We start from the raw sequence: 17,273 nt of genomic DNA on the forward strand, positions 1-17,273 counted from the left end.
GACCACCGGGACCTCACAACCCGGTGACCGTGCGCAGCCAGAGGTAGATCGGCGAGTCGGCCAGTAGCAGCAGCACCGCCCAGCCCACGGCGATCTGAGCGACCGCCGTCCACAGGATCACCCGGCGCCGCCGCCGACCGGGTTCCCGGGCCACCAACAGCAGCACGTACATCGCGGTGAGCAGCACGTAGGTCTGACCGCCCGCCTGTCGCAGGCCGGACCACAGCGACAGGTACAGCCCGGCGATGGCGATCAGCGGCGCGATCAACGACCACCGGTCGCGCACCAGCCGGAAGCCGAAGGCCACCACGAACAGCGGCACCGCCAGCATGCCCTGGGCGATCAGCTCCGCAGCGGTGGCGGCACTGATCGGGAACCAGCCGTTCGTCGCACTGGCCTCCAGTCCGCCCCACGGGTCGGCGGAGAACCACCAGGACGCGTAGAGCCAGAACGCCACCGCGCCGATCGCGGGGAACATCAGCACGGCGATCGTCGCCCGGTTCGCTCCCCGTCCCAGACGGCCGGCGCGCCGGGCGAAGAACGGTGCCAGCACCCCGAGCACGATCGCGTAGAACCAGGCGCCCGGGTCCACCATCACGGCCACCCCGAGCGCGAGCCCGGCCCGGAACCCGGATTCGGTGTTCCGCTCCTCAACGAAGGAGGCGATGCCGTCCAGCGCGATCACCACGAGGGCCAGCCCGAGCAACGCCTGCAGGTCCGACGCCGCCAGGTAGTAGAGCGGCGGGGTGAGCACCAGGGTGCCGAGCACCGCTGCCGTGCCCCACAGTCCGACGCCCCGGCGCGCCAGCACCCCGGCGAGACGTTGCAGCACGAAGCCGAGCACGACGGCGGCGACCAGGTTCAGCGCCAGGTCGCTGCCACCGACCACCGCGGAGATCGCGGCCGACAGCGGCGGGAAGATCTCCGCCATCCAGCCCAGCCCGGTGTCGCCCCATTCGATCAGGTCCCCGCGCGCCGACAGCGCGCGGTTCGCGACGGGCACGAAGCCGCTGCCCTGGGTGAGCAGGGCGACCAGGAGGAAGGGGAAGGCCAGGGCCAGGCGCAGCAGCCAGCGCTGCGACGGCTCGATCGGCCAGGTGTCAGGCGCCAGCCCCCTCGGTCCGAAGCGTCGGCTGGGGTGTGAGATGGGCGGTGACGCCGGTGAGGCCATGGGCGGTCTTCTCCCAGTAGTGCGGCTTGGTGATCAACTGCCACAACGCCTTGTACGCGGCGACCGAGTGCAGCAACCAGTAGAACGGATTGGCCAGCCCCCACAGGACCAGGCCGTAGCGACGCCGTTTGAAGGCGCCCATCATCGACACGTAGATCATCAGGGCCGAGCCCACCCCGAGGTTGAACAGCGAGAGCCAGAGCACCCAGCCGGGGAACAGCACGTCGAGCTGGTGGGGCTCCAGCAGCAGCGAGGCCAGGAAGACGGCGTACAGCAGCGGCACCGCGAGGAAGGTCGCCGGGGTGCCGCCCACCAGGAACAGGAACGACAGCGTCTGGCGCAGCCCGGCGACCCGGACCAGCCGGAACGGCTGACGCAGGTGCACCAGCGTGGTCTGCATGTACCCCTTGATCCACCGCGACCGCTGCCGCACGAAGTTCGGGTAGGAGGTGTTGGCCTCCTCGTAGGTGGTCGAGTCGATCACCCCGACCCGCAGTCCCTCCGCCGAGGCCCGGATGCCGAGGTCGGCGTCCTCGGTGACGTTGAACGGGTCCCAGCCGCCGAGGCGCCGCAGACCGGAGATCCGGAAGTGGTTGGACGTGCCGCCGAGCGGGATCGCCAGCCGGTTGTACTCCAGTCCGGGCAGCATGTAGTCGAACCAGAACGAGTACTCCAGGGTGAACATCCGGGTCAGCGGGTTCTCCTCGGCGTTGAAGTAGTTGAGCGCCGCCTGGACGCAGACCAGCTCCTCCCCCGCCTCCCGGAAGGCCAGCACCGCCTTCTTCAGCTGGTCCGGCTCCGGCTTGTCCTCCGCGTCGTAGATGACCAGCAGCTCGCCGGTGGCGAACTCCAGGCCGACATTGCACGCCTTCGGCTTGGTCTGCGGCGCACCGGCCGGGACCGTGATGAACCGGAAGTGGCTCGGCGGGTTCGCCGCCTCGGCGGCTGCTCGGGTCTCGGTGTCGTCCTCCTCGACCAGGATCAGCACCTCCAGCTTGTGCGCCGGGTAGTCCAGAGCACCGAGGTTCTCGATCAGGTTGGCGACGATGTTCGCCTCCTTGTACACCGGCACGAGCACGGTGTAGCGCGGCAGCTCGTCGTCCCGCAGCGCGGCGAGGGCCGCGGGCTCGGTGCGGGCGACGCGTTCCATCCGTGCGCCACGGATCGATGCCCAGAACTTGAAGCCGGTGCCGATCAGGAACGCCAGACCGACCAGCACCGAGAGGGTCACCACCACGCCGTGCGGGGTGAACCAGACCGCCAGGGCGACCAGGACCAGCCCGACGACCAGCGCGACCCGCTGCCAGGGCACCAGCACCGTGCGCGCCGACTGGGCCGGGGATCGACCCCACAGGCCGAGGCTCGCCTTGTCCCGCAGCTGCGCGCCGTACAGGTCGAGCACCGTCTGCTGGAACTCCCACCGGTCGGCCAGCACCAGGAACGGCTCGACGCCGAGGACCGCGCGGATCGCGTCCCGCTGCAGCTCGTCCGGCTCGTCGATCACCGCCACCACCCGGCTGCCGTCCGCCCGGGTCTCCAGGGGCAACCAGCCCTGCTGCAGCACGGTGTCGACGTCGGCGGCCGCCAGATCGGCGTCGGTCAGCGCGGAGGCGGTGCGGGCGGTCTCCACGTAGGGCATCCCCCACAGGTCGGCCAGCGCCCGGGTGAGCGCCTGCGAGTCGACGGCACCGATGGCGACCAGCACCTCACCGATCTGCGCGCCGGAGCTGCGGGCCACCTCCGCGGCCGAGTCCAGCACCTGCCGCTCCACCAACCCGCGTTCGGCCAGGTAGTCGCCCACCCGGCGCACGTTCTCGTGCCGTCCCACGTCTCACCCCTCCTGTGCCACCGCTGTGACCCTAGGCAGATCCGGCGGTCGATGACCAGGCAGGGTGGTACATGTGTGCAGGACCCGCTGGATCGGGCGGCTGTGGACAGGCGAGCGCCGCGTGCTGATCGGTCAGGGCTCCCAGGAGCGCGCCTGACCCGTGGCGAACGCCACCTGCGCGGCCCGGGTCACCGGACCGGGGGTGCCGTCGCCGACCGGTCGCCCGTCCACCGCGACCACCGGCTGCACGTCGCGGGCCGAAGAGGTCAGGAACACCTCGTCGGCGTCGAGCAGCGCGTCGTAGGGCAGATCGACCTCGCGGGCGCCGACCCACTCCAGCACCAGGGCCCGGGTGATCCCGGCCAGGCAGCCGGCGGACAACGGCGGGGTCAGCAGCTCGCCGTCCCGCACCACGAAGACGTTGGTGCCGGTGCCCTCGCACAGCTCACCCCGGGTGTTGGCGAAGACCGCCTCACTGGCACCCGCCGCGTGCGCCTGCGCCAACGCCAACACGTTCTCCCCATAGGAGGTGGTCTTCAGCCCGGTGAGCGCGCCGACCTCGTTGCGGCGGTACGGCACCGTGATGACCCCGACCTGCGGATCCGGGTCGTGCCCCGGGGTCAGTCCGAGGATCAGCGTCGGCGTGGTCGCGGTCGGGTCGAGCCGACCGGAGCCGAGCACCCCGGGTCCGGCGGTGAAGGTGATCCGCAACAGGTCGTAGTCGGTGGTCAACGCCGAGCGGTTGGCCGCGATCACCTCCGCCGCCGCCCGACGGACCCGCTCGGGGTCCAAGCCCGGCAGGCCCATCCCGGCGGCCGACCGGGTCATCCGCTCCAGATGCCGGTGCAGCGCGAAGGTCTGGCCGCGCACCACCTTGACCGCCTCGAAGACGCCGTCGCCGACCACCAGTCCGTGGTCGCGTGCCGACGTCGTCGCCTGCTCCGCGGGCAGGAGCTCGCCGTTCACCCAGAAGATCGTCCCGGTCACGTCCATGTCGGCACGGTACCCGGGGTACGGGTGCCCGAGGTCAGTTCGGGTACTGCGGACCGCCCGGCAGGCCGAAGAGCTCCTCCAGGGAGTCCGCGCCGCGCAGGTGGAGCTGGTGGACCAGGTCGGTCCCGACGAAGCGCAGGTGCCACCCCTCCGGCCGGTAACCGGTCCGGCCGGAGTTCGCGGGGGTGTACCGGACGACGAACCCGAAGTCCTCGGCATGGGCCGCCAACCACTGGCCCTCGGCGGTCTCGGCGAAGCACTGCTCCAGGTCGCACTCCGGGCGGGTGCTGCTGCCCAGGTCGACGGCGAGGCCGGTCTGGTGCTCGGAGTAGCCCGGGCGGGCGGAGACCTCGTCCGCACCGGCAACGCCCATGCTGCTCGCCCAGCCGGCGTAGACCTCGTTCTGCCGCTCCGCGGACCGGTACCCGGAGATCAGGGTCGGGGTGATCCCGGCGGAGGCGGCGGCGGCGCGCAGGGCGGCGAGCGCGTCGGCTGCCTCCGGGCGCAGCTCGATGGTGCCGCCGTCGACCGGGACCAGTGCCGCCGGTACGTAGTCGAGGGGCAGCGGACGCTGCTTGTTGACGACCACGGCGAGCGAGGCGGGGTCCTCGGTGGGCGTGAGCGGGTCGACCCGCAGCACACCGGCCAGCCGATCACCCTGCGGTCGCGGGTCGGGCCACGGTCCGGCGACCGCGGGACTCACTCCGACACCGGCGAGCAGCATCCCGGCCAGCGCCGTCCCGGCGAGTCGTCGACGGGCAGCCCGGCGTGCGCCCACACCGCCGGAACCCGGCGGCACGCCGGGAGTCGACGCGGCAGGGGGCGTCACAGAGGGTCGCAGCAGGGTCATCGCCATCGTTCGTACTCGGTGGAGGGGGCTCCAGTCTGGCCCGGCACGCCCGTCCTGACCAGCCCACGGGTGCCAGAAAACGGCACCGATCAGCCGCGCCGGGGGCGCATCCGCCAGAGCAGCCAGATGAAGTACGGCGTGCCCACCAGGGCGGTGACCAGCCCGGCCGGCAGCTGGGCGGGGGCGAGCACCGTCCGGCCCACGGTGTCGGCGACGCACACCAGCAGGGCCCCGAGCACCAGGGTGAGCGGCAGCAGCCAGCGGTGGCGCTTCCCGATCAGCATCCGCGCCGCGTGCGGGGCGACCAGTCCCACGAAGGTGATCGGGCCGACGGCGGCGGTGGCGGCGGCGGTCAGCAGCACGGCGATCGCGATGTGCACCCGGCGACTGCGCGCCAGCGCCACGCCGAGCACCCGGGGCGTGGTGTCGTCCACCTGCACCAGATCCAGGTCCCGGTGGGTGCGGGCGACCACCAGCACCGCGACGAGCAGGGCGACCAGCATGGGCAGCAGCTGCTTGGTCCCGGCACCGAAGGTGGATCCGCCGAGCCAGGTGATCGCCCGGTTCTGGTTCCACGGGTCGGTGCGGACCAGCAGCAGGGTGGTGATCGCACTGGCGGCGGCCTGCACCCCGATCCCGACCAGCACGATCCGCCCCGACGCCATGCCGCCGCGGGCTGCCATCCCGAAGACGATCAGCGCGGCGACCAGCGCACCGATCACCGCACCGCCGACCACCGACGCGTAGGAGCCCGCACCCCCGGCGACGATCACCGTCACCGCGCCCAGACCCGCCGCGTTGGCGACGCCGAGCACGCCGGGATCGGCCAACGGGTTGCGGGTCACCGTCTGGACCAGGGCACCGGCCAGGGCGAGGCAGGCACCGGCCAGCAGGGCGGCGAGCACCCGCGGCACCCGCGAGTCGAGGATGATGTCCAGGCGGACCGATGCCCGACCGGCCAGCCAGTTGCTCACGTCGCCGAGCAGCACGGTCGAGTCGCCGAGCAGGACGCCCGCGACGATCGCGCCGACCAGCAGGGCGACGCCGAGCAGCAGGATCAGCCAGGGCAGCCGGCGAGCGAGGGCTCCCCCGGCCCGCAGCGTGGCCAGGGTGTCGGCCTCCAGCGCCGACTTCGCACGGCGCGCCAGCAGGATCAGGGCGATCGCGCCGATGATGCTGGTCACCACGCCGGTCGGGATGCTGACGCTGCGGGTCGAGCCGAAGACCGCACGCAGCGCGACATCCGCTGTCAGCACCAGCGCGGTCCCGGCCAGGGCGGCCGCCGGGATCATCAGGCGGTGCTTCGCCAGCGGCCGCACCCAGCCGGCGGCGAGCCGGACCAGCAGCGGTGCACAGAGTCCGACGAAGCCGATCGGGCCGGTGGCGGCGACCGCCGCGGTGGCCAGCAGCACCGCGAGCACCACGACCAGCACCCGGGTGCGTCCGACGTCGATGCCCAGCGACCGGGCGGCGTCGTCACCGAGCTGCAGCAGGTCGATCCGGCGTCCGGCCCAGATCAGGCCGACCAGCCCGACCCCGACCACCGGCAGGATCATTCGGACGGTGCCCATCCCGTTCTGCCCGAGCGACCCCGCGCCCCAGGCGAACAGGCCCTGGGTCTCCCACGGGAACAGCAGCAGGAGCGCGGAGGTGATCGAGTGCAGCCCGAGGGTGATCGCCGAGCCGGCCAGCACCAGGCGGACCGGTGAGGACGCGGCACCGCCGGACAGCCCCATCACCAGACCGGCGGTCAGCAGACCGCCGATGAACGCCACCAGCACCCCGGACAGCGACCCGAGGTTCAGACCGAAGGCGGCGACCACGGTGAGCGCCAGGTAGGCGCCGGCGTTCACCCCGGTGGTGTCCGGCGATGCCAGCGGATTGCGGGCGACACCCTGCATCGCCGCGCCGGAGGCACCCAGGGCACAGCCGACCAGCACCCCCGCCAACAGGCGCGGCACCCGGGAGGCGGTGACCACCGCGGCCGCCTGGTCCAGGGCGTGCTGACCGGTGAGCGCCCCCCACAGTTCGCCGACGGTCACGTCCGCGGTGCCCTGGGTCAGGTGCACGGCAGCGACGACCAGCAGCCAGACGATCAGCACGACACCCACGACCACCGTGCGGGTGGTCTGGCGGGACGTCGGCGTCACGACCGGTGTCGGACGGACGATGGGGGGCGCGGCGGTCATGCCGCGGTGAGCTGTGCGACCAAGTCGTCGCTCCACGCCGCCAGGGACTCAGGGCCGCCGTAGGCCCAGATGCCGACCCCGGCGCGGTACACGTGGCCCTGCTGGACGAAGGGCAGCGACTGCCAGATCGGGTTGTCGGCGAGCACCGTGGTGACGGTGTCCTCCTCGTCGTCGTTGCCCCAGTACAGGAAGCGGGTCTCGGCCGGCAGGGCGGTCAGGCCCTCCACGTCCAGGTAGGACAGACCGTAGGCGTCGTCGCCCGGGTCCTCGGTGGCCGAGGCCAGACCCATCTGCAGCGCCACCGCCTGGAAGGCCGAGCGCGGACCGTGCATCCGGACGGTGACGTTCGCACCCTCGGCGTAGGGCGAGGCGAAGACGATCGGGGTGCCGTCCAGCCCGGCGTCCGCGATCGCCGTGGCGTTCTCCTCGATCCGGGCGTTCGCGGCGTCGATCACCTCGGCTGCCTCGTCGTCCTTGCCGACCAGGGTGCCGATCGCGGTGGTCACGTCGTTGACGTAGCCGATCGGGTCGGCGGCATCGGCACCGTCGAACAGAGCCACCGGCGCGATCCGGTTGAACTGGTCCAGTGCACCCTCCGGGATGGAGGAGGTGACGCCGACGATCAGGTCCGGCTCCAGGGAGGCGATGGCCTCCACCGACGGCTCACCACGGGTGCCGACGTCCTCCGGGTCGCCCGGCAGCGGCACGGAGTTGCCCACCCAGGAGGTGTAGCCCGCCACATCCGCGGCGCCGACCGGGGTGACCCCCAGCGATGCCAGGATCTCGGTCTGCATCCACTCCAGGCTGACCACCTTGACCGCCGGGGCGTCGAGTTCGACCTTCTCCCCCCGGTCGTCGGTGATCGAGACCGGTCCGGCACCGGAGGCCGTCGTGGTGGACTCGTCGGCCGGGGCGTCGGTGGTGCCACAGGCGGCCAACAGCGCCAGCGCCCCGGCGGTGCAGACCGCCGCCAGCGTGCGTCGCGTGCTCATCGGTTCCTCATGTCTGCGCAGGGAGGAGGAGGGCGCCTGCGCGTCGCGCCCGGTGAAACAGGTCAGAACGTCAGATGACGGCGTGTTCGGCCGCGCGCACCCGGCGCAGCTGGAGCCGGGGCGCTCGCACGCTGACGTGTCCCGAGGGGGTCAGGCCCGCCTCGATCTCGATCTCGTAGACCTCGCTGAGCAGCGCGGAGGTCATCGCCTCGCTCGGCGGCCCGTCGGCGACCACCCGGCCCGCGGCGAGCACCAGCACCCGGTCGGCGACCGCCGCCGCCTGCTCCAGGTCGTGCAGCACCACGCCGACCGCGACCCCGTGCACGTCGGCCAGCTCCCGGACCAGTTCGAGCACCTCCACCTGATACCGCAGGTCGAGGTGGTTGGTCGGCTCGTCCAGCAGCAGCACCCCGGTGTCCTGGGCCAGCGCGCTGGCGAACCAGACCCGCTGCACCTGGCCGCCGGAGAGGGCGTCCATGTCCTGGTCGGCGAGGTCGGCGATCCCGGCGAGCACCAGGGCACGGTCGACCGCCGCCCGGCCGTCCGGGTCCAGCCCTCGCCAGCCGTGCCGGTGCGGGTGCCGACCGAACTCGACGGCGTCCCGGACGGTGATCCCGGCCGGGGTGGGGCGGGACTGGGCGAGCAGCGTGACCCGGCGGGCGAACTCGCGCGAGCTCAGCGCCGCGGCGTCCGTGTCGGCCAGCGCGATGTCGCCGCCGGAGAGCTTCTGCAGCCGGGCCATGCCGCGCAGCAGCGTCGACTTGCCGGAGCCGTTCGGTCCGACCAGCGCGGTGACCCGGCCCGCCGCGACATCGACGTCGGCGCCGATCACGACGGGGTCCCCGCCGTAACCGATCGTCACGTCGCGAGCGGCCATCGCGGCTGTGTGGGTGGTCACGAGGTGGGAGATTAGCTGAGCCTTACCTTTCCTGACAACGTGCCGCCATTCACGTGGGCCACGGCCAGGTTCCCGCGCGCCTGGTCGTCCGTCTGCGACCGTGGTGGCCACGACGACCTCGGTGCTCCGCATGCACCGGGGCGCAGGAAGGATGAGCGATGTTCCACGGTGTCTCGGCGTTCCCCCTCACCCCGCTCCGGGGCGACCGCGTGGACCGCCCGGCGCTGGGCCGGATCATCGACCGGCTCTCCGGGGTGGACTCGATCGGGGCGCTCGGATCGACCGGCGCCGCCCCGCTGCTGTCCCGGGACGAGCGCGCCACCGCCCTCGGCACGGTCATCGAGCACGCCCGCGGCATCCCGGTGATCGCCGGAATCAGTGCCCTGCGCACCCGGGACGTGATCGACCTGGCCCGCGACGCCCAGCACCTCGGCGCCGACGCCCTGCTGCTCGCCCCGATGGCGTATCAGCCACTGGTCGCCGACGAGGTGGTCGGACTGTTCGACACGGTACTGGCGGCGGTCGACCTGCCGGTCGTCATCTACGACAACCCGCGCACCACCCGGTTCGCCTTCACCCCCGAGCTCTACGGCCGCATCGCCGCCCTCGGGGGGATCGCCGCGATCAAGGTGCCCGGGGTGCCCGCCGATCTGGCCGGGACCCGGGCGCTGCTCCCACCGGGCACGGCCGTCGGCGTCTCCGGTGACGGCTCCGGCGCCGCCGGACTGGTCGCCGGGTGCGACCTGTGGTTCAGCTCGATCGCCGGAATCCTGCCGGAGGCGGTGCTCGGGGTCGCCCGGGACGACGACCCCGAGGCGCGGTCGGCGGCCCTGGCACCGCTGTGGTCGTTGATCGCCGAGCACGGCGGTCTGCGGGTCTCGGCCGCGGTGGCCCGGCTGCTCGGCCTGGTGGCGGAGGAATGCCTGCCCGCACCGCTGCGGGTGCCCGAGGATCCGCGGATCGCGGCGGCGCTGCGCGCGCTGGGACTGCTGGACGGCTGATGGGAGCCCGGCGGCTGGGAAGGGACCCCTGCCGGGCGGCGCTCAGCCGACCAGCACCCGACCCCCGCCGATCACGACCTCACGCGGCGGCGTCCGCACCAGGGCGTCCATCGGGTTCTCGGCGTCCAGCAGCACGAGGTCCGCCCGGCCGCCGACCACCACATCGTGCTCGGCCTCGGTGCGACCCACCGACCAGGCGCCGCCGCTGGTCAGGCCGCGCACCACCCGGGTGAGGTCCTCGTCCCGGACCAGGGAGGACGACCGGGCGTACTGCCAGCCGATCCCCATCGTGTCGCCGGTGCCGTACGGGCTCCACAGGTCGCGGATGCCGTCGGTGCCGAAGCCGAGGCGCACCCCAGCGGCGTCCAGCTCGGCCAGGGGCAACTGCGGCAGCCGGAGCGGCGCGACCGTGGTCATCGACACGCCCGCCTCCCCCATCGCCGCCAGCAGGTCACGTCGTGGTCCGTCCGGGAGCTGGGCGACCGCGAAGCCGTGCGCGATCGTCACCCGGCCCTGCAGCCCCAGCGCCACGGTCCGCTCGACGATCAGCTCGATCTGGAACGCGCCCAGCTCGGCCGGGTCGTGCAGGTGGATGTCCACCCCGACGCCCTCCTCGGCCGCCAACCCGAGGATCGCGTCGATCTGACCCACCGGGTCGCGGTCGATCCCGGCCGGATCGAGGCCCCCGACGTGGTCGGCACCGGCCCGGGCGGCGTCCCGGAGCAGGTCGAGCACCCCGGGCCGACGCAGCACACCGTCCTGCGGGAAGGCGACGATCCGCACGTCCAGCGCGCCGTCGTAGGCGGCCGCCGCCTCGCGCACCGCCTCGATCCCCCGCAGGCCGACACCGAGGTCGACGTCGACGTGGCTGCGGATCGCGGTGGTGCCGTGCTTGACCATCTCGGCCAGCACGGCGGCGGTCGGCCGGACCCCGGGGATGCCCAGCTCGTCGCGGCGGGCGCGCTCGTGCCGGATCCGACCGTCGGTGCCGCCCTCGCCGCCGTAGGACTGCCACGGCAGGCCCCACCACGACTTGTCGACGTGTGCGTGCGCGTTCACGATGCCCGGCAGCGCGAGCAGGCCGCGACCGTCGATGACCTGCGCCGGATCGATCCCGGTCGGGTCGACGGCACCGAAGCGCTCGAACCGCCCGGTGCTGTCGATCAGCGCGTCGGTGCGGTCACCACCCCACGGCCGGATGTCGCGGACCAGACGAACGGGGCTCAGGACGGGGCTCAGTGCTGCGGTGCTCATGGTCTCGCATCCTCACACACCGCCGCGCAGCTCCAGGCTGAACTGCTCGGCGTCGATCGCCTCCAGCGCACCGCTCAGCGCCTCCGCGTCGAAGGTGCCGTCGTCCCGGGCGTCCAACAGCGCCGTCCGTTGGGCGCGCAGCCGGGCGACGGCCGCCTCCTCGTCGTCGCCCTCCACCGTCTCGCCCGCCGCCTGCATCAGGTCCAGCAGACGGGAGTGCTCGGCGGCGGTCTCCGCCTCCTGCCGGGCGACGGCCTCCTCGTCCGGGCCGAGCCGAGCCGCGAGCCAGCCGATCGTGCCGCCCTGCGCCAGCAGGGAGAACGCCGCGACGATGAAGGCGATCACGACCAGCAGGGCGCGTGCTGGCGTCTCGGCGGGGAGGGTCTGGGCGGCGGCGACCGTGACCGCGCCCCGCATCCCGGCCCAGACCACGATCACACCGTCCCGCTTGCCGAGTGGCGACCGCCGGAAGTAGTCGATGTCGGCGAGCATCCGGCGCACCCGGGTGCTGAACCTGCTCAGGTCCTCCGGCCGCGCACCGGGCCGACCATTCCGCCGCGCCCGCCGTGCCCGCCGCACGGCGAGCTTCACCCGCAGCCGAGCGGTCCGCCGCCACGGCCGGCGCTTGGCAGCGGAACGGGTCGGGTCCCACGGCGCCGCGGCGCGTGCCAGGGCCTGCCGAGCGGTTGCCTCGGCGAGCACCACGTCACGAGCCGGCCGGGCGTCGTCGTCACGGGTCGTCGCCCGGGCGTCGTCGTCACGGGTCGCCCGGTGGTCGTCGTCACGAGTCACCCGATGGTCGTCGTCACGGGTCACCCGGACGTGGTCGGGGCGGGCACCGGCGTCGGCGTGCGGGGCGGCGGTCCCGGGTGCCCCGTCGCCGGGCGTGGCGTGATCGGTGTCCGGGGCCGCGCTGGACGGGGTGTCGACCGCGCCCTGCGTGCTCAGCACGTCCCGCCGGGCGCCGGGTCCGCCGAGGCGTGGCAGGCCGGACCGTGTGCCGTCCGCACCCGGACGACCCGGCAGTTCCCCGTTCTCCCCCCGGGCCCACGCCTCCCGCTGCCGAAGCAGGAACTTCTGCGCCCACTCCGGGTCGGCGAGGGTCTTCTCGATCGCCGTCAGCCGTGGCGCCACCGCCGCACCCCGGGCCGCCTTGCGCCGCAACCAGGCCAGCATCGGGATCACGAAGCCGGCCCGCAGCAGGACGGTGAGCACCAGGGCGGCGGCGGCCAGCCCGATCGCGGTGCCCATTCCCTGGTGTTCGGCGTGCACCTCCTCGACCAGGCCGTAGAGCTGCAGGCCCATGGTCAGGAAGATGACTCCCTCCAGCATCAGCTCCACGGTGGCCCAGTTCTGCCGGTCGGAGAGCCGGTGCTCCGGCGACAGCAGCCGCGGACCACGCCACCCGGTGATCAGCCCCGCGACCACCGCCGCGACCAGCCCCGAACCGTTCAGCTCCTCGGCCGGGATCGACGCGAGGAACGGCACGGTGAAGCTGATCAGGGTGTTCACCGTGGCGTCCGTGACCCGCGCCCGGAGCCGGACGTTCACCCGCCCGACGATCCAGCCGATGACCACCGCGATGCCGACCGAGTACAGGAATGTGCCCAGCGCGTGCCAGAACGAGAACGCCACCGCGGTCGCCGCGATCGCCGTGCGCAGCACCACCAGGGCGCTGGCGTCGTTCAGCAGACCCTCGCCCTCCAGCAGCGCGACCACCCGGGGTGAGGCGCCGGCGTTCTTCACGATCCTGGTCGCCACCGCGTCGGTCGGGCTGATGATCGCACCGAGCGCCACCCCCCAGGCCAGGTCGATGCCGGGGATCACCCAGGCGAAGAACAGGCCGAGCACCAGGGACGTGCCGACCACCAGCACCACCGACAGTCCGCTGACCGCACCGAAGTCCCGGCGCAGGCTCATCGTCGGCATCGACACCGCCGCCGAGTACAGCAGGGGTGGCAGGACCCCGGCCAGGATCCACTCCGCCTCGATGTCGACGGCGGGCACCACCGGCAGGAAGCTCACCAGGATGCCGACCAGCACCAGGATCAGTGGCGCGGGCAGACCGAACCGTGGCGCGTACACCGCGGCGGCCGCGGTCACGAGCAGGGTCAGGACGATGACGACGATGGCGAGCACGTTCGCGACCCTAGCCCCGGCTCAGGCCTGGACGGGAGCCTCCTCGGTGTCCGGGTCCGTCACCGCCGCCGCGGCGAACTGGGACTGGTACAGCCGGTGGTACGCCCCCTCGGTGGCGATCAGCTGGTCGTGGGTTCCCTGCTCCACGATCGACCCGTGCTCCATCACCAGGATCAGGTCGGCGTCACGGATGGTCGACAGCCGGTGCGCGATCACGAAGGAGGTCCGCCCCTGCCGCAAGCTCGCCATCGCCTGCTGCAGCAGCCGCTCGGTACGGGTGTCGACGGAGCTGGTCGCCTCGTCCAGGATCAGCACCGAGGGCTGGGCGACGAACGCCCGGGCGATGGTGATCAGCTGCTTCTCCCCGGCGGAGATGTTCGCGGCGTCCTCCTCCAGCACCGTGTCGTAGCCCTCCGGCAAGGAGTGCACGAAGCGGTCGACGTAGGTGGCCCGGGCGGCGTCCAGCACCTCCTCGTCGCTGGCGGACTGCCGGCCGTAGCGGATGTTCTCCCGGATCGTGCCGGAGAACAGCCACGGGTCCTGCAGCACCATCCCGGTCCGGGCGCGCGCGTCGTGCCGGCTCAGGGTGGCGATGTCCTGCCCGTTGACCAGGATCCGCCCGCCGTCCAGCTCGTAGAACCGCATCAGGAGGTTGACCAGGGTGGTCTTGCCGGCACCGGTCGGACCGACGATCGCCACGGTCTGGCCCGGCCGCACGGTGAACGACAGGTCCTCGATCAGCGGCTGGTCCTCCCGGTAGGAGAACCGGACGTGCTCGAACTCGATGGTGCCGTCGCCCTCGGCCGGCGCGGGTGCCTGCGGGTCGTCGACCGACTGCTCGTCCTCGTCCAGGAGCTGGAACACCCGCTCGGCGGAGGCGGTGCCGGACTGGACCACGGCCGCCATGCCGCCGAGCTCGGACAGCGGCTGGGTGAACATCTGCGCGTACTGGATGAAGGCCTGCACGGAGCCGAGCCGCATCGACCCGTTGGCGACCATCAGGCCACCGACCACGGCGATCCCGACGTAGGTGAGGTTCCCGACGAAGCTCATCCCGGGCCAGATGATCCCGGACAGGAACTGGGCCTTGAACGACGCCTGGTACAGCTCCTCGTTCTCGGCCTGGAACTTGTCCTGGAAGTCCTGGCGGCGACCGAAGACCTTGACCAGGGCGTGGCCGGAGAACGACTCCTCGACCCGGGCGTTCAACCGGCCGACCTTGCGCCACTGGATGCCGAAGGCCCGCTGCGACTTGGGGCCGATCACCCCGAAGATGACCCCCATCAGCGGCAGGGAGACCAGCGCGATCAGCGCGAGCTGCCAGGAGATGGAGAACATCATCACCAGCACACCGATCACGGTGAGGATGCTGGTCAGCGCCGTGGACAGCGACTGCTGCATGGTCTGGGTGATGTTGTCGATGTCGTTGGTGACCCGGCTGATCAGCTCGCCGCGCTGCACCCGGTCGAAGTAGCGCAGCGGAAGCCGGTTGATCTTGGCCTCGACGTCCTCGCGCAGCCGCCACATCGCCCGCACCATGACGATGTTGATGATGAAGCCCTGCGCCCAGGTGAGGAACGCCCCCGCCAGGTAGAGCGCGAGCACGGTCAGCAGGATCGACCCGAGCCGGTCGAAGTCGATGCCCTGGCCCGGGATCAGCCGGTCCATCGCCTCGACCATGGCGGCCAGCTGGTCCTGCCCGGTGGCCTGCAGGTTCTGCACCGCCTGCTCCTGCGTGGTCCCCGCCGGCAGCTGGTTCGAGACGTAGCCCTCGAAGACCTCGTTGGTGGCGTTGCCCAGCACCCGCGGCGCGAGCACGGTGAGCACCACACCGCCGGCACCCATCAGGGAGACCGCGATCAGGGCGGCCAGGTACGGCTTGAGCAGCCCGAGCATCCGCCCGAAGCTCTCCTTGAAGTTGTCGGCCTTGCCGGGGGCGACCGAGTCCCAGGAGTCCGAGGCGATCCGGGCCTGCTCGCCCAGCTCCAGCTCGTACTTCTCCTCCTCGGTCAGCTCCGGCGTGCTCTGCCCGGTGGTGGTCTTCTCGCTCATGCTCCGGCCTCCACCGACAGCTGGGACTCGGCGATCTCGCGGTAGGTCTGGTTGCCGGCCAGCAGGTCCTCGTGCGTGCCGATCCCGGCGATCTGCCCGTCCTCCAGGACGATGATCTGGTCGGCACTGGTCACGGTGGACACCCGCTGGGCGACGACCACCTTGGTGACCTGCGGCAACTCGGTCCACAGCGCCTGGCGCAACCGGGCGTCGGTGGCCAGGTCCAGCGCGCTGAACGAGTCGTCGAAGACCAGGATGTCCGGCTGCCGGACCAGGGCACGGGCGATGGCGAGCCTCTGCCGCTGACCGCCGGAGACGTTGGTGCCGCCCTGGGCGATCCTGGCCTCCAGGCCACCGTCCATCTGCTGCACGAAGTCGCTGCCCTGCGCGATCTCCAGGGCACGCCACAGGTCGCCGTCTGAGGCGTCCTCGTTCCCCAGGCGCAGGTTGGAGCCGACCGTCCCGGCGAACAGGAACGGACGCTGCGGCACCAGTCCGATCGTCGACCACAGGCGTTCCAGGTCGGCGTCCCGCACGTCCACGCCGCCCACCCGCACGACGCCCGAGGTGGTGTCGAACAGCCGCGGCAGGAGGGAGATCAGGGTGGTCTTCCCGGCGCCGGTCGACCCGATCACCGCCAGGGTCTGGCCCGGTCGCACGTCGAAGCTGACCCCGGACAGCACCGGGTGTTCGGCACCCGGGTAGGTGAAGGTCACGTCCTGGAAGCTGACCGCGCCGGGCTCCGGGAAGTCGCGCACCGGCTGCTCCGGGACGCTGAGCGTCGATTCCGAGCGCAGCACCGCCGTGATCCGCTCCGCCGACACCGCCGCCCGCGGGATCATCACGGTCATGAAGCTGGCCATCAGCACACCCATCAGGATCTGACCGATGTACTGCATGAACGCCAGGAGGGTGCCGATCTGGACGCTGCCCGCATCGACCTGGATCGCGCCGAACCAGATGACGCCGATGGTGGTCACGTTCAGCACCAGCATCGCCAGCGGGAACAGGATGACGAACAGCGATCCGATCTTGCGGCCGACCACCAGGATGTCGGTGTTCGCGCCCCGGAACCGTTCCGCCTCGATCGGCTCCCGGACGAAGGCCCGCACCACCCGCACACCGGTCAGCTGCTCGCGCATGATCCGGTTCACCGTGTCCAGCTTGGTCTGGTAGCTGCGGAACAGCGGCACCATCCGGCTGATCACGATCCCGGCGATCAGCAGCAGCGTCGGCACCGACACCGCGATCAGCCAGGACAGGCTCACGTCCTGACGCAACGCCATCACGATCCCGCCGATCGCCAGCAGCGGGGCGGTGACCAGCATGGTCGCGCCCATCATCGTGACCATCTGGACCTGCTGGACGTCGTTGGTGTTCCGGGTGATCAGCGACCCGGCGCCGAACTGGGACACCTCCCGCTCGGAGAACCCGGACACCCGGCCGTAGATGTCGTCGCGCAGGTCCCGCCCGACCTGCATCGCTGCCCGGGCGGCGAAGAAGGTCGCGACGATCGCCGCGAGGATCTGCCCCAGCGACACCGCGAGCATGAAGCCGCCGGTGCGCCAGATGTAGGCGGTGTCCCCCTGCGAGACACCCTTGTCCACGATGTCCGCGTTCAGGCTCGGCAGGTACAACATCGCCAGGGCGGAGGCGAACTGGAACGCCAGCACGCCGAGCAGGAACCATCGGTAGGGCGCCAGATAGCGCCAGAGCAGTCGGCCGAGCACGGGGTCTCCGAAGGGGTGAGTGCCCGCCACAGAGGGCGAACCAGCTGGTGAACGAGCACGTCCGCCCCGAGGAGCCGGGTCGCGACGGTGTGGCCGGACAGAGCCGAGCGATCGGTTCACAGGATAGGCATGGGGGTCTGACACGCCCAGGGGTTTTGCCGATCGGTCAGCTCACA

12 protein-coding genes are annotated in these 17,273 nt (G+C 72.1%); 1 reads left to right on the forward strand and 11 read right to left on the reverse strand.

What is annotated here, in order from left to right:
• Positions 1 to 13 precede the first annotated feature (13 nt).
• The 7 genes from HGK68_RS08290 to HGK68_RS08320 all read right to left on the reverse strand — a co-directional run bounded on the left by HGK68_RS08290 (position 14) and on the right by HGK68_RS08320 (position 8,900).
• Positions 14 to 1,171, reverse strand: coding sequence for a hypothetical protein (locus HGK68_RS08290; RefSeq protein WP_169165537.1), 1,158 nt, complete (start codon positions 1,169 to 1,171; stop codon positions 14 to 16).
• A complete protein-coding gene (locus HGK68_RS08295) occupies positions 1,101 to 2,999 on the reverse strand; it encodes a glycosyltransferase (RefSeq protein WP_246260206.1) in 1,899 nt (632 codons plus the stop codon). The genes HGK68_RS08290 and HGK68_RS08295 overlap by 71 nt, the downstream gene beginning before the upstream one ends.
• A gap of 132 nt (positions 3,000 to 3,131) precedes the next feature.
• The gene (locus tag HGK68_RS08300; protein WP_169165538.1) at positions 3,132 to 3,992 is read right to left on the reverse strand and encodes an aminotransferase class IV; all 861 of its coding nucleotides are present in this window, start codon (positions 3,990 to 3,992) and stop codon (positions 3,132 to 3,134) included.
• Positions 3,993 to 4,026: 34 nt separating this feature from the next.
• Positions 4,027 to 4,791: a M15 family metallopeptidase gene (locus HGK68_RS08305; protein WP_206155722.1), complete on the reverse strand. Its 765-nt coding sequence runs from the start codon at positions 4,789 to 4,791 to the stop codon at positions 4,027 to 4,029.
• Positions 4,792 to 4,931: 140 nt separating this feature from the next.
• Positions 4,932 to 6,992, reverse strand: a complete 2,061-nt coding sequence (locus tag HGK68_RS08310; protein ID WP_246260208.1) for an iron ABC transporter permease — start codon at positions 6,990 to 6,992, stop codon at positions 4,932 to 4,934.
• Between the two features lie 35 nt (positions 6,993 to 7,027).
• Positions 7,028 to 8,023 (reverse strand): ABC transporter substrate-binding protein, encoded by a 996-nt coding sequence (locus tag HGK68_RS08315; RefSeq protein WP_169165541.1) that lies wholly within the window; start codon positions 8,021 to 8,023, stop codon positions 7,028 to 7,030.
• A gap of 70 nt (positions 8,024 to 8,093) precedes the next feature.
• Positions 8,094 to 8,900, reverse strand: a complete 807-nt coding sequence (locus HGK68_RS08320; RefSeq protein WP_169167023.1) for an ABC transporter ATP-binding protein — start codon at positions 8,898 to 8,900, stop codon at positions 8,094 to 8,096.
• 179 nt (positions 8,901 to 9,079) lie between these two features.
• On the opposite strand from HGK68_RS08320, the gene HGK68_RS08325 reads away from it, so the two are divergent.
• On the forward strand, positions 9,080 to 9,922 hold the full coding sequence (locus tag HGK68_RS08325; RefSeq protein ID WP_169165542.1) for a dihydrodipicolinate synthase family protein: 843 nt from the start codon (positions 9,080 to 9,082) through the stop codon (positions 9,920 to 9,922).
• Between the two features lie 42 nt (positions 9,923 to 9,964).
• Here HGK68_RS08325 and HGK68_RS08330 read toward each other — a convergent pair whose 3' ends face one another.
• From HGK68_RS08330 to HGK68_RS08350, 4 genes are read right to left on the reverse strand one after another with little or no spacing between them, the layout of a single operon-like run.
• A complete protein-coding gene (locus HGK68_RS08330) occupies positions 9,965 to 11,176 on the reverse strand; it encodes an amidohydrolase family protein (RefSeq protein WP_169165543.1) in 1,212 nt (403 codons plus the stop codon).
• 12 nt (positions 11,177 to 11,188) lie between these two features.
• Complete coding sequence (locus tag HGK68_RS16110; protein ID WP_246260209.1) at positions 11,189 to 13,315, reverse strand: cation:proton antiporter domain-containing protein; 2,127 nt, start codon at positions 13,313 to 13,315, stop codon at positions 11,189 to 11,191.
• A 21-nt stretch (positions 13,316 to 13,336) separates the two neighbouring features.
• Positions 13,337 to 15,367, reverse strand: a complete 2,031-nt coding sequence (locus tag HGK68_RS08345) for an ABC transporter ATP-binding protein (RefSeq protein WP_169165544.1) — start codon at positions 15,365 to 15,367, stop codon at positions 13,337 to 13,339.
• The gene (locus tag HGK68_RS08350; RefSeq protein WP_169165545.1) at positions 15,364 to 17,097 is read right to left on the reverse strand and encodes an ABC transporter ATP-binding protein; all 1,734 of its coding nucleotides are present in this window, start codon (positions 17,095 to 17,097) and stop codon (positions 15,364 to 15,366) included. The genes HGK68_RS08345 and HGK68_RS08350 overlap by 4 nt, the downstream gene beginning before the upstream one ends.
• Positions 17,098 to 17,273: the final 176 nt, after the last annotated feature.

Source organism: Cellulomonas taurus (assembly GCF_012931845.1).
Classification (GTDB): Bacteria; Actinomycetota; Actinomycetes; order Actinomycetales; family Cellulomonadaceae; genus Cellulomonas; species Cellulomonas taurus.

Bases quoted from the DNA above. Each gene is read 5' to 3' on its own strand.
- HGK68_RS08290 (WP_169165537.1), bottom strand. From the start codon at position 1,171: ATGGCCTCACCGGCGTCACCGCCCATCTCACACCCCAGCCGACGCTTC.
- HGK68_RS08300 (WP_169165538.1), bottom strand. From the start codon at position 3,992: ATGGACGTGACCGGGACGATCTTCTGGGTGAACGGCGAGCTCCTGCCC.
- HGK68_RS08315 (WP_169165541.1), bottom strand. From the start codon at position 8,023: ATGAGCACGCGACGCACGCTGGCGGCGGTCTGCACCGCCGGGGCGCTG.
- HGK68_RS08320 (WP_169167023.1), bottom strand. From the start codon at position 8,900: ATGGCCGCTCGCGACGTGACGATCGGTTACGGCGGGGACCCCGTCGTG.
- HGK68_RS08325 (WP_169165542.1), top strand. From the start codon at position 9,080: ATGTTCCACGGTGTCTCGGCGTTCCCCCTCACCCCGCTCCGGGGCGAC.
- HGK68_RS08330 (WP_169165543.1), bottom strand. From the start codon at position 11,176: ATGAGCACCGCAGCACTGAGCCCCGTCCTGAGCCCCGTTCGTCTGGTC.
- HGK68_RS08345 (WP_169165544.1), bottom strand. From the start codon at position 15,367: ATGAGCGAGAAGACCACCACCGGGCAGAGCACGCCGGAGCTGACCGAG.